12 protein-coding genes are annotated in these 12,474 nt (G+C 67.5%); 9 read left to right on the top strand and 3 right to left on the bottom strand.

From position 1 onward, the window contains the following. Nucleotides 1-100: 100 nt before the first annotated feature. From fni to ACFMO5_RS14325, 4 genes are all read left to right on the top strand, one after another. Nucleotides 101-1,132 carry a type 2 isopentenyl-diphosphate Delta-isomerase gene (fni, locus tag ACFMO5_RS14310; RefSeq protein ID WP_376793425.1) on the top strand — a complete coding sequence of 344 codons (1,032 nt, stop codon included), beginning with the start codon at nucleotides 101-103 and terminating at the stop codon, nucleotides 1,130-1,132. Between the two features lie 30 nt (nucleotides 1,133-1,162). Further along, nucleotides 1,163-2,179, top strand: coding sequence for a polyprenyl synthetase family protein (locus ACFMO5_RS14315; protein ID WP_376793426.1), 1,017 nt, complete (start codon nucleotides 1,163-1,165; stop codon nucleotides 2,177-2,179). A gap of 35 nt (nucleotides 2,180-2,214) precedes the next feature. Beyond that, a complete protein-coding gene (gene queG, locus ACFMO5_RS14320) occupies nucleotides 2,215-3,255 on the top strand; it encodes a tRNA epoxyqueuosine(34) reductase QueG (RefSeq protein ID WP_376793427.1) in 1,041 nt (346 codons plus the stop codon). Nucleotides 3,256-3,424: 169 nt separating this feature from the next. Continuing rightward, the gene (locus ACFMO5_RS14325; protein ID WP_376793428.1) at nucleotides 3,425-3,787 is read left to right on the top strand and encodes a ferredoxin family protein; all 363 of its coding nucleotides are present in this window, start codon (nucleotides 3,425-3,427) and stop codon (nucleotides 3,785-3,787) included. A 69-nt stretch (nucleotides 3,788-3,856) separates the two neighbouring features. On the opposite strand, the gene ACFMO5_RS14330 is transcribed toward ACFMO5_RS14325, so the two are convergent. From ACFMO5_RS14330 to ACFMO5_RS14340, 3 genes are all read right to left on the bottom strand, one after another. Further along, entirely contained in the window at nucleotides 3,857-4,024 is a 168-nt protein-coding gene (locus ACFMO5_RS14330) for a hypothetical protein (protein WP_376793429.1), read from the bottom strand. Between the two features lie 44 nt (nucleotides 4,025-4,068). Beyond that, nucleotides 4,069-5,466, bottom strand: a complete 1,398-nt coding sequence (locus tag ACFMO5_RS14335) for a dipeptidase (RefSeq protein ID WP_376793430.1) — start codon at nucleotides 5,464-5,466, stop codon at nucleotides 4,069-4,071. Between the two features lie 102 nt (nucleotides 5,467-5,568). Further along, on the bottom strand, nucleotides 5,569-7,032 hold the full coding sequence (locus ACFMO5_RS14340; RefSeq protein WP_376793431.1) for an FAD-dependent thymidylate synthase: 1,464 nt from the start codon (nucleotides 7,030-7,032) through the stop codon (nucleotides 5,569-5,571). 306 nt (nucleotides 7,033-7,338) lie between these two features. Between ACFMO5_RS14340 and ACFMO5_RS14345 the strand changes: the two genes are divergently transcribed. From ACFMO5_RS14345 to ACFMO5_RS14365, 5 genes are all read left to right on the top strand, one after another. Beyond that, nucleotides 7,339-8,649 carry a pyrimidine-nucleoside phosphorylase gene (locus tag ACFMO5_RS14345; protein WP_376793432.1) on the top strand — a complete coding sequence of 437 codons (1,311 nt, stop codon included), beginning with the start codon at nucleotides 7,339-7,341 and terminating at the stop codon, nucleotides 8,647-8,649. Between the two features lie 109 nt (nucleotides 8,650-8,758). Continuing rightward, a complete protein-coding gene (locus ACFMO5_RS14350; RefSeq protein ID WP_376793433.1) occupies nucleotides 8,759-9,187 on the top strand; it encodes a hypothetical protein in 429 nt (142 codons plus the stop codon). A 118-nt stretch (nucleotides 9,188-9,305) separates the two neighbouring features. Further along, nucleotides 9,306-10,721 carry an L-seryl-tRNA(Sec) selenium transferase gene (gene selA, locus ACFMO5_RS14355; RefSeq protein ID WP_376793434.1) on the top strand — a complete coding sequence of 472 codons (1,416 nt, stop codon included), beginning with the start codon at nucleotides 9,306-9,308 and terminating at the stop codon, nucleotides 10,719-10,721. 5 nt (nucleotides 10,722-10,726) lie between these two features. Then, nucleotides 10,727-11,488 (top strand): 16S rRNA (guanine(527)-N(7))-methyltransferase RsmG, encoded by a 762-nt coding sequence (rsmG, locus tag ACFMO5_RS14360; protein ID WP_376793435.1) that lies wholly within the window; start codon nucleotides 10,727-10,729, stop codon nucleotides 11,486-11,488. Nucleotides 11,489-11,499: 11 nt separating this feature from the next. Then, nucleotides 11,500-12,336, top strand: coding sequence for an ABC transporter permease (locus tag ACFMO5_RS14365; RefSeq protein ID WP_376793436.1), 837 nt, complete (start codon nucleotides 11,500-11,502; stop codon nucleotides 12,334-12,336). The last annotated feature ends 138 nt before the right edge of the window (nucleotides 12,337-12,474 follow it).

Here is a 12,474-nt window from a genome sequence, read left to right on the forward strand (position 1 = left end):
GCGCCTTCGGCGCCCGGCTCGCCCCCCAGAGAGGGACTGCGCTGCTTGGATGAGAGCGGTGAAGACCGGCTGATTCCGCGATGAGGTTAAGCGAGCATCTATGATCTCTCAGCGAAAGGCAGATCACATCCGCATTAATCTGGAAGAGGATGTCAGCTTCGGACAGCTCACCACGGGCTTTGAGCGGTTGCGCTTCATCCACCGGGCCCTGCCGGAGCTGGACCTTCAGGAGGTGGATCTTTCCACCACGTTCTTCGGGAAAACCCTGAAAGCCCCGCTGCTGATCTCCTCAATGACCGGGGGAACAGATGAGGCCGGCCGGATCAACCGGAACCTGGCCGAGGCCGCCCAGGCGCGCGGCATTGCGATGGGGCTGGGCTCCATGCGAGCCGCCCTCGAGCGCCCGGAGCTGTTGCCTACTTTCCAGGTCCGCCGCTATGCGCCGGACATCCTCCTCTTCGCCAATCTGGGGGCGGTGCAGTTGAACTACGGTTACACGGTCGATCACTGCCGACGGGCCGTGGAGCTGGTGGAGGCCGACGCCCTGATCCTTCACCTGAACCCGCTGCAGGAGGCCCTCCAACCGGAGGGGGACACAAACTTCGCCGGGCTGCTGCGCAAGATCGAAGCCGTGTGCAAAGCCCTCCCGGTGCCGGTGGTGGTGAAGGAGGTGGGATGGGGGATCTCGGAGGAGGTCGCCCGGCTTCTGGCGGACGCTGGGGTGGCGGCGATCGACATCGCTGGGGCCGGGGGGACCTCGTGGAGCCAGGTGGAGATGCACCGGGCGCCGGATGAGATCCATCGGCAGGTGGCAGCGGCGTTTCGGGAATGGGGGATCCCCACCGTGGACGCCATTCGGATGGCCCGGCGGGGCGCGCCGCATCTCCCGATCATCGCCAGCGGGGGGATCCGGGACGGCGTGGAGGTCGCGAAAGCGCTGGCCCTGGGCGCCTCTCTCGTCGGGATGGCTGGCCCCTTCCTGCGGGCAGCGGTAGCGTCTGTGGAAGCGGTGATCGAGACCATTGAGATCATCACCCGCCAGCTGCGGATTGCCATGTTTTGCGTCGGGGCGCGAGACATCGCGGCGCTGCGCTCTGTTCCCCTGATCGATATGGGGCCGTCGGGCGCTTGATGGGCGGTCCGATGTTCATAGGAGATCTCAATGAGCACGCCGGCTTCCTGGGAAGCCTTCTTTAACGAGTGGATGGCCCCGCTGGAGGCGGAGATGCGGGCGGCTGTGGGGGAGCCGTCCCACCCCGCCGAGCGGCTGTTCTACGGCATGCTCGCTTACCACCTGGGATGGGCCGATGCCCAGCTCCGCCCGGTTCGGCTGGACGCCGGCAAACGGATCCGGCCGATGCTCTGCTTGCTGGCCTGCGCAGCCTGCGGCGGCGATCCCGCCCGGGCCCTGCCTGCCGCCGCGGCCATCGAGCTCCTCCACAACTTCTCCCTGATCCACGACGACATCCAAGATCGCAGCGAGACCCGCCGGGGCCGCCCGACGGTGTGGGCCCTGTGGGGGATCGCCCAGGCGATCAACGCCGGCGACGCCCTTTTCACGATCGCCCATCGAGCCCTCTGGCGGCTGCGGGAACGGGGCGTGCCTGCTGAGCGCATCCTGGAGGTCGCCGAACGCTTCGACGCCGCCTGTCTGATGCTCACGCGGGGACAGCACTTCGACCTGGCGTTCGAATCGGCCGAACGGGTGACCGTCGAGGAATACCTGGAGATGATCCGGGGGAAGACGGCAGCGCTGCTGCGGGCGGCCCTGGAGATCGGGGCGCGCCTGGCGGATCACCCGTCCGAAGACTTGGAGGCCTTCGGGGAGGCGCTGGGGATGGCCTTCCAGATCCAGGATGACTTGTTGGGGATCTGGGGGGATCCGGCGGTGACCGGGAAGTCAGCCGCCGACGATCTGCGGGCGCGGAAGAAGACGCTCCCGGTGATCATCACCATGGAACGAATCCCGGGGTTCGCGGAACGCTATCGGAATCCGGAAACCCCGCTCGAGGCGCTGCTGCAGGATCTGGAGGCCAGCGGGGCCCGGAGCGAGGCGGAGGGGATGGCCGCGGCGTTCACCCATCAGGCGATGGCTGCGCTGGATCGTGCCGGCCTGCAGAACCCTTATGGGGAGGCGCTGCGGGACCTCGCCCGGGCGTTGCTCTCCCGGGCGCGATGAAGGCCATGGATCGCCGGGCCCAGGAAAAGCGGGCGATGGACTTGAAGACCCGTTTGAAAGCGCACGCCCGAGACCTCGGCTTCGACCTCGTGGGAGTGGCCCGGGCCGGACCCGCGCCCTCCGCCGATCGATACGAGGAGTGGGTGCACGCCGGCCGTGCGGCCACGATGGGCTACCTCGCCCGACCCGATGCCATCGAGAAGCGACGGGACGTGCGGAACCTCTGGCCAGAGGCCCGCGCGGTGATCGTGGTCGCCATGAACTACTACACGGGGGAACATCCCCCGCCGGACGGCGCGCCCCGGGGCCGGGTGGCCCGATACGCCTGGGGGGACGATTACCACGAGGTGATCGCGGAACGCCTCCGCGCCCTGCTGGCGTTCCTAAACCGGGAGGCGGGCCGGCCGGTGCAGGGAAAGATCTACGTGGATACGGGGCCTGTGCTGGAGCGCGCCTGGGCCGTGCAGGCCGGACTGGGGTGGATCGGGAAGAACAGCATGCTCATTCATCCCCGCCTAGGGTCTTATCTGTTCCTCGGAGTGCTCCTCGTAGACCTGGAGCTGGAGCCCGATCCGCCCTTCCCCTTCGATCATTGCGGCACGTGCACCCGGTGCATCGACGCGTGTCCGACGGGGTGCATCCGGCCGGACCGCACGCTGGAGGCCGAGCGTTGTCTCTCGTATCTCACGATCGAGCGGCGGGAGGACATCCCGGAGGATCTGCGGCACGCGCTCGGGGACTGGCTGTTCGGGTGCGACATCTGTCAGGAGGTGTGCCCCTGGAACCGACGGTTCGCCCGGCCGACGGCGGAGCCCGCCTTCCAGCCCCGGGAGGGGATCGCCCGGATGTTGTTGGAGGAGGTCCTTCGGATGGATGAGAGGGCATTTCGGGCTCGGTTCCGCCGCAGCGCCATCCGCCGGGCCAAATGGCGGGGGCTGGTTCGAAACGCCCTCGTGGTCGCTGGGAACCTGCGCGCCCAGGCCTTAAGCCTGTGGATCCTATCTTGGCGGGAACACGACGATCCCATGCTCCGGGAACACGCCGGATGGGCCTGGGAGGCGATCCGCCGTTTGTAGGGGCGCCCTGTGGGGCGAGCACAAGGGCGCCCCTACAAGATTTTAGGCCATTGACACGCCCCTGGCCCTGGGATAGAATGAGTGCGAATTTTTCGGAAGAGGTGGGCCATCCAAGCCATTCCCACCCTTGAGGAGCCGAATCCCGCAACCCCACAACAGGAGGGAACCAATGACCCACATCATCACCAGCCTGTGTCTACGCGACGGCGCGTGCGCCCAGGTCTGCCCGGTCGAGTGCATCGTCCCCGGCAAACCTGAAGACCAGTGGCCCTGGTATTACATCGATCCCGACACCTGCATCGACTGCGGCGCCTGTGTCCCGGAGTGCCCCTACGAGGCCATCTTCCCCGAGGACGAGGTCCCCGAGGCCTACACGATGAAGCCTGGCCAGGTTCGGATGATCATGCGGGCGCCGGGGGACATCGAGCGCTACGAAGCGCAGGGCGGCGAGGTGGTCAACCTCCGCGAGGACATCCCCTTCAACTACAGGTTCTACAAGGAGGGCCCTGGCTACAACGCCCGGAGCATGTAGTCGCCCCTTCGACCCGGCAGGCGAACGACCTGAAAGGCCCCGGCGGGGGTCCCACCGGGGCCTTTTCGCTCAGTGCGGGGAATTCCCTCCGGACATCCCCACGCCCGGGCCTTTTCCAGGGCCTTCTCCAGCGCGGGTCTCCGCGTGCCAGCGGGGGCCTGCCTCCGGAGTGCGAAAGCGCAGCGCCGCTCGGAAGGCCTGGATCGCCCCGGCCAACGCTTCGCACCGCCGTTCCATAACCTGTTTCGCCCTCCGTCAGCACCCCCTTGCAACCTCCACGTTTAACGGGACGCCCCCTCGTTCCTTTCCCCATAATTGTAGAAGAAATGCACCAAGGCCTCGATCCCGCGGGACCAAGTCGGCAGGTGGAGTTTTTCGTTCGGGGCGTGGTAGTTATCGTCGGGCAGCCCGAAGCCCGTTAGCACCGACTCCACCCCCAGGATCTCCTTCAGCTGCGTCACGATGGGAACCGTTCCGCCCTCCCGTTTGAAAACTGGACGCCGCTCCCAAACGGCCTCCAGGGCCCGGCTCAGGGCCTGCACGGCCGGATGGTTCCGGTCCGTGAGGGACGCCCGCACGCCGGCCATGCGGATCACCTCCCAGCGAACGGTCTTCGGCGCCCGCTCCTCCAGATACCGGAGCAACTGCTGATAAACCTCCTCCGGATCCTGATCCGGCACCAGCCGCATGGAGATCTTGGCCATCGCGTAGGCCGGCAGCACGGTCTTCGCCCCCGGCCCGGTGAACCCCGCCAGCAGCCCGTTGACCTCCAGGGTGGGCCGGGCGCCGATGCGCTCGATGGGCGTGTAGCCCGCCTCGCCCCACAAGGCCGGCGCGCCGGTGAGCTCTAGGTAGAAGCGATCGTCCATCGGCAACCGGGCCAGCTCCGCGCGCTCCTCCTCCGTCAGCGGGCGCACTCGATCGTAGAACCCCGGCAGGGTCACCCGCCCTTCGGCATCGTGCATCCCGGCGATGAGCTCGCAGAGGGCCTGGGCGGGATTGTGGACCACGCCTCCGTACAGCCCGGAGTGCAGATCGTGGGCCGGCCCGTAGACCCGCAGCTCAAAGTAGGCCAGGCCGCGCAACCCATACGTGATTGTGGGCAAATCGGGGGCGATCATCCCCGCGTCCGGGTTCAGCGAAACCGAGCACCGCAGGAGCTCGCGGTTCTGCTGGATGAAGCCCGGCAGATGGGGGGAGCCGATCTCCTCCTCCCCCTCGATCAGGAACTTCACGTGGACCGGCAGGGGGCCGCTCCGGGCCACCGCCTCGAAGGCGGCGATGGAGGCCAGGACCTGGCCCTTCATGTCCGAGGCGCCGCGCGCGTAGAGGTTGTCGCCCCGCACGGTCGGGTCGAACGGGCCGCTCTCCCACTGGTCCAGGGGGTCGGGCGGCTGCACATCGTAATGGCCGTAGACGAGCACAACGGGGGCCTCCGAACGATCCGCCGGCGCCTCGGCGTAAACCACCGGGTGGCCTCCCGTGGGGAAGATCTCCACCCGCCCCGCTCCGGCGCGGCGCAGGCGGTCGGCCACCCACTCCGCGGCCCGCCGGACATCCGGTTCATGGGCCGGGTCGGTGGATACCGATGGGATGCGCAGCAAGTCCTTCAGCTCCTCCAGGAACCGATCCCGGTTCCGCCGCACGTACTCCAGGGCTTGAGGACGAGGGTCCGACATCGATGAGCCTCCTGTAGGGGATTCGGGAGCTGCGTGACTCATCGGGTTGAGCGGTTTTGGGGTGAGCCGGACGCCAAAGGCGCCCAGCTCAACCCGAAACATTCATAAAGCTGAACCGCCCCCCGGGATGGGAAAGGCTGTTCGGGAATGTGCCACTCCTCCGAACTGGGAAGCGATCTCTTCTGAGGACGGATAGCCCTCGCACCCCATATACGCGGCCAGGGTGGGATGTACGGCGCGGATCGCCTCATAGATCCGCATCGCGATGTAGCGATAGGCGAAATGGCCGTTGGGCCCGCCTCGCAGCCGGCACAGGTGATAGGCCTCCCGCAGGTTCATCGTCATCAAAACGCGTCGATAGACGGCGTTCGGGAGCACATAGGCCGCGGCCTCGCCGAGCGTCGGCCCCATGGCCTCCCACAGCGCCAACGCCCCTTCCACCGCGGCGCGGTAGCGCGCCCCCATCCCCGCCTCCTCGATCGCCCGGGGGACCGCGTAGCCGTAGGCGGCCGTCAGCGTCTGCGGGGTCTGGGTCATCATCCGGTGGCGCTTGAGATCATAGTAAGCCCCTTCATCCATCAAACAATCGAAGGTGTAAACGATGTGCTCCAGCTCCCGGATCGGGACGTCGAAGGGGCTCCGCCCGCCTAATGCGTCGTCCAGGACCCGCCGCCGCTCCTCCGGTTTCAGCGCCCGCGCCCGGGCGAGGGCGGCCTCGAAGCTCATCGCCTGGAATCGATAAAGGCACGCGGCGATGAACCGAACCTCCGCATCGGGATCCCAGGACACGAGGCGAACGCCATCCAGAGGATGGGGATCTTCGGGGAAAGCGCCCGCCCATTCCCGCAACCGGGCCGTGCTGTTTTGCAAATACGTATTGGGCTCCGCGTATTTGAGCAAGGTCGGGACCTCCCGGAGGGCCACGGCCTTCACCGTTTGGGCGATCTCCCGGACCTCGGCCAGGGGATGGGAGAGCCATTTCCGGAGCCCGTGCTCCAGCGCGCGGGCGTTCACCGTCATCCCGATGTTGGTGAGGGTCGCGGTGGGCAGCAGATACCGACAGACGTCCATCGCCCGGATGCGCAGCCGGGTGCGATACGCCTTCTCCCCTTCCCCCGGATGTCGGGGGAACCAGGCCTCCACCACACGCCCCACCGGCTCCAGGGCGGCGTGATAGCTCTCGAAGAGCCGCTCCACCGTCGTGAGATAGGCATCACGGAAGGAGGAGGCAGCGATCTCCGGCGGCACATAGAACGATTCCCGATTGAAGATCTGGAAGCGGGTGGATTTCTCCGTGAAGGAGGCCAGGCGGACCCCCTCGATGGCCTCGGCGGCCAGGCGAGAGATGTTTTCGAAGGCGATGTGGAGGACGGCGTGCTCGGCCACTGAGGCGTGGCCGTAGCCGATGACCCATTTCTCATGGAACTGGGAAGCGGTCTCATCGCTGAGCCCCTCCGCGATGACATCGAAGGGCTCCGGGCTGCGGCTGGTTTTCGCGAAGGCCACGGCGATCACTTCCGGACGATACCGCCGCGGATCCAGCAGGTAAATCCTTCTCTCGCGCATCCCCTGTCTCCGTAAAGGGCATGGGCGGATCCCCGCTGGTTCTGTATGCTAACTCAAGCAGCGATAAACGTAAAGCGTAGGGGAGGCCGTTGGGGCGCCCACGTACATGTAGGGATACCCAGAAGGAGTGCCCCTCCCATGGGGTGTAAACGTTCATTCATTGCAGGGGCGGGCACAAGGCCCGCCCCTGCCCCATAGGCGCATTGCATCGCATCGGACGAGATATTCAGGCCCTTCGGCGCTCTGAGTTAAGATTGAGGGTGGAACCGTTCCTTCCTGCACCAAAGCCCCATCGGGAGAGAACCCATGCGCGCGGTAGATATCATCGAAAAGAAGCGGGATGGCCTGGAGCTCACGACGGATGAGATTCGGTTCTTTGTGGAAGGCTTCGTTCGAGGCGAGATCCCGGACTATCAGGCCGCTGCGTTCCTGATGGCGGTTTACTTCCAAGGCATGACGCCCCGGGAGACGGCGGATCTCACCCTGGCGATGGCCTATTCCGGACAGGTGCTAGATCTCCACGACATCGCTCCGGTGGTGGTGGATAAGCACTCCACCGGCGGCGTGGGCGATAAGGTCAGCTTGGTGGTGGTGCCGCTGGTGGCCGCCGCGGGCCTCCCGGTCGGCAAGATGAGCGGCCGGGGCCTCTCCTTCACCGGGGGGACCATCGACAAGCTGGAGTCCATTCGAGGGTTCCGAGTGGAGCTGAGCGTAGAGGAGTTCCGGGAGCAGCTGCGACGGGTCGGTGCCGTCCTCTGCGGCCAATCCGCGGACCTGGCCCCGGCCGACGGCAAGTTCTACGCCCTGCGGGACGTCACCGGGACCGTGCCCAGCATCCCGTTGATTGCGGCCTCGATTATGAGCAAGAAGATCGCCGCTGGGGCCGATGCCATCGTCCTCGATGTGAAGGTCGGCAACGGCGCCTTCATGAAAACCTTGGATCAGGCCCGGGCCCTCGCCCGGCAGATGGTGGATATCGGGACCGCGTTGAACCGCCGGGTGGTTGCGGTGATCTCGGATATGAACCAGCCGCTGGGGGAGGCCGTAGGCAACGCCCTGGAGGTGAGGGAGGCCATCGCCACCCTCCGGGGCGACGGCCCTTCGGATTTCCGAGAACATTGCCTGACCGTCGCGGCCCACATGCTGCGCCTGGGCGGGCGGGCGCAGGATCTATCGGAAGGGCGACGGATGGCCGAAGAGGCCCTGGCCTCCGGGGCGGCGTGGGAGAAATTCCGAGCCCTCGTCGCCGCCCAGGGCGGGGACGTGGCGCAGATCGAGGAGCCGGAGCGGCTGCCGCGCGCCCGCCTGATCCGCGAGATCCCCTCCCCTGCCGAGGGCTATCTGGCCGAGGTGCGCGCCTACGAGGTCGGCATGGCGGCCGTCGCCCTTGGGGCCGGGCGAACGAAGAAAGGGGAACCCATCGATCACGCCGTTGGGATCCTCGTCCATCGGAAAGTGGGAGCGTTCGTGCGCCGGGGAGAGCCGCTCTTCACCGTGCACGCCAACGATGAGCAACGCCTGGCGGAAGCCGAGGGCTGGCTCGCCCGGGCGGTGCGGATCCAGGAAACCACGGTCCTGCCGCTGCCGCACATTTACGAGACCATCGGGAACATATAGCCGGCGACGCCTCTTCCGGATCCGGAGCATAAAGGCGGAGGCCTACGTCCTTCCGCGCCGCATCGCGGGAAGGGGAAGAGCGCCGGTACCTGCCCTTGGGGGAATCACGATGCCGCGAAACCACGCCTTGCTTGCGCTTGGCATGATCGCCTGGGGATGGCTGATCGTCAGCTTCACGGTCTGGCGCCTGTATCCGGACCAATCGCCGGCCCGGCTGCTGATCTCCCTGGGGCTCGGGTTGATGGCCTGGGGGGGCCTGTGGTTTCCAATGGAGTGGCTCCATCGGCGCCGGGAGGATCCGGAGGGGACGGGGAAAGGCCTCGGATGGATGGTGGAGCGGATCTGGCGGCGCAGCGGATGGGGCGGGTTATGGGTCTCCGCCCTCGCGATGCTTTTTCTCCACCGCGCGCTGCGGCTGGAATGGGTCCTCTTGTTCGGGCTGTTGCTGCTCGGGGCAGAGCTCATCTGGATGGCCACGGAGCCCGCGCCGGAGTCAAAGCCTCCATCGGCCATCGGGCGTCGGGTCGGCCGACGATAGCGCTTCCCTTCACCTGCCAGATGGCGCGTGAAGGCGCACTCTACCGTACTACGAACAAGATCCATCGTAAAGCTCGCCCGTTCCTATCCCCCATCCAAGGGAGAACTGGCCATCCACCATGGATCCGCGTCGGGAGTTGCCCAGTGTGGATCGTCTGTTGAAGGCCGAGGGGGCAAGGCCCCTGCTGGCGGCCTTCGGCCACGAGGCCCTGGTGGAAGCCCTCCGAGAGGTCTTGGCCGAAGCCCGGGCGAGGGTGCAGGAGGGGCAGCCGGTGCCCTCCGAAGCCGCCGTGCTGGAGGAGGCCGCGGCCCGGTTGGCCCGCTGGCACACCCCTCGCCCGCGCCCGGTCATCAACGCCACCGGGGTGATCTTGCACACCAATCTGGGTCGCGCGCCGCTCTCCCCCGCCGCCGTCGAGGCCATCCGCGCCGCCGCGGCGTACAGCGACCTGGAGTTCGATTTGGAAACGGGGGAGCGTGGGGAACGCCAGGCGGCGGTGGAGGATCTCCTGCGCCGGCTGACCGGGGCCGAGGCGGCCTTGGTGGTCAACAACAACGCCGCCGCGGTGTTGTTGGCCCTCACCGTCCTGGCCCAGGGACGCGGCGTCCTGATCTCCCGCGGACAGCTCATCGAGATCGGGGGTGGGTTCCGCATCCCCGAGGTGATGGCCCAGAGCGGCGCGCGCCTCATCGAGGTGGGCACCACGAACCGGACCCACCTCCGGGATTACGAAGAACCCCTGGCCCGGGGCGAGGACATCGCCCTGATCCTCCACGCCCATCACAGCAACTTCCGCATGATCGGCTTTGTGTCCCAAGTCCCCCTGGCGGAACTGGTGGCCTTAGGGGAACGCTATGGGATTCCGGTGATGGATGATCTGGGCAGCGGGGCGCTCTTGGACACCGCGGCCTTCGGCTTGGCCCACGAGCCCATGGTGCAGGAGAGCGTGGCCGCGGGCGCCGCCGTGGTCTGTTTCAGCGGCGATAAGCTGCTGGGCGGCCCGCAGGCCGGGATCCTGGTGGGGAAGCGGGATCCCATCGCCCGGATGCGGCGGCACCCGCTGATGCGCGCCCTGCGCCCGGATAAGCTCACCCTGGCGGGGCTGAGCGCGACGCTCATCCATTACCTCAAGGGGGAAGCCACCCAAGCGATCCCGGTCTGGCGGATGATCGCCGCCCCGATGGCGGATCTGGAGGCCCGGGCTCGGGACTGGGCGGCGCGCCTGCAGGCCGAGGGGATCCCCGTCGAGGTCCGGCCGGCGCTCGCCACCATTGGCGGCGGGAGCCTCCCGGGGGAGACCTTGCCCAGCGCCGCCCTCGTCCTGCACCCAAGGGATCCGGAAGCCCTCGCCGGGGCCCTGCGCCGGGCCCACCCCCCGATCATCGCCCGGCTCCAGGAAGGCGCGGTGTGGCTCGACGTCCGCACCGTGCTCCCCGATCAGGAAGCGGATCTCCTCCGAGGGATCCGCCAGGCATGGGCGGCCACGAACGCGGGGGACAACCCGAGCGGATCCGCTCCCTTTGTGCGATCCTGAGGCCGATGGAGACGTTCGAGAACGCTTTCCTCCGGGTGCTGCGAGAGGGACTGGCCTGGTTGGGGTGGGTCTTACCGGAGCCCGCCCTGGAGGCGATGGCCCGATACGCCGCGATGGTCCGGGAGTGGAACGAGCGCATGAACCTCACGGCGATCGTGGAGCCGGAGGCCATGGCCGCGCGCCACTTCGTCGATTCCATGACGGCCTTGCGGGCGTTTCAGGAGCCCGGGTGGCCTCCGGACCCCATGGGCTGGCCGGCGCGTCGCCTGGCGGATGTGGGGACCGGCGCCGGGTTCCCCGGGCTGGTCCTGAAGCTGGCCTGGCCGGCGCTCCAGCTGACCCTGATCGAGGCGACGGCGAAGAAGGCCCGCTTCCTGGAGGCGGTGACCCGGTCGCTCGGGTTGCAGGGGGTCGTGATCGTCGCCCGCCGGGCGGAGGAGGTCGGACAGGACCCGGCGCATCGGGAGCAGTATCATGGGGCGATCGCCCGGGCGGTAGCGGATCTCCCGGTCCTTCTGGAGTATCTGCTCCCCTTGGTCCAGGTGGGCGGGATCGCAGTGGCCATGAAGGGCGCGGAGATCGAGGAGGAGCTGGCCGCGGCCCAGGGGGCGATGGGGCGCCTGGGGGGACGCTTGCGGGACCGCTGGGATCTGGCGTGGCCGCCCCATCTTTCCCCCCGCACGTTGTTGATCTTCGAGAAGATCGCACCCACGCCGACCCATTATCCCCGGCGGCCCGGGATCCCCGAGAAGCGGCCGCTGCGGTGAGGGAGAAAACCATGTTCGCGATCCGATGGATCGGAGGCCTAACGCTTCGGGAAGCGTTCCGGCGGCGCTTGGTGCTGGCGGCCTTCGGGTTGGGGGCCGTCTTCCTCGCCCTGTTCGGCATGGCGATGTTCTTGATCTACCGGGAGCTGGCCCGCTATGGCCCTCCGGACCCCCGGGTGCGAGAGGAGATCGTCAGCTTCCTGATGCTCGCGGGCCTGTATGTGGCGAATTTCCTCATCGTGATGGCGGCGGTGGTCGGGACAGCGGACACCATCGCCGGGGAGATCGCCTCGGGGGTCATCCAGGCCGTGGCCGCGCGCCCGGTCGCCCGATGGCAGATCCTGCTGGGGAAAGGGCTCGGCCACGCCCTATGGCTGTTGGCGTATGTCCTCTGGCTGGGCGGCGGCGTGATCGGGATCACGGCCCTCATCACCGGATGGGTTCCCCCGCGCTGGGCGCGCGGGCTGGCCCTCCTCGGGCTGGAGGCGATGATCCCTCTTTCCATCTCGTTGTGGGCGGGGACCCGGTTCTCCACGCTGGCGACGGGGGCGCTGACGCTGGGCCTATACGGGGTGGCGTTCATCGGTGGATGGGTGGAGCAGATCGGAGGCCTGGTGGGGCAGATGACCGTGATGGACTTGGGGATTCTGGCCTCGCTGGCGATGCCGGCGGAGGCGATCTGGCGGCGGGCCGCCTACGAGCTCCAGAGCCCCCTCGCCCGGATCATGGGGCCCAACCCGTTCACAGCGAGCGCCATCCCCAGCGACCGTATGGTGTTCTACGCCCTGGCCTACATCGCCTTCTTCCTCCTGGCGGCGATCCGGCAGTTTGAGCGGCGGGATCTGTAACCTTTCAGCATCCACTCGGCATCCGCCTGGTCAGCCCCTCAGTAGAGTCACCATCCTTCAACCACAACCTGCTTCAGCCGAGCTGCGGGGCCCGGTGAGCCTGTCCATATCGGAAACCCGAGATGATAAGATGCTGAG

Origin of the sequence: Thermoflexus sp. (genome assembly GCF_042408365.1) — a bacterium.
GTDB lineage: Bacteria > Chloroflexota > Anaerolineae > Thermoflexales > Thermoflexaceae > Thermoflexus.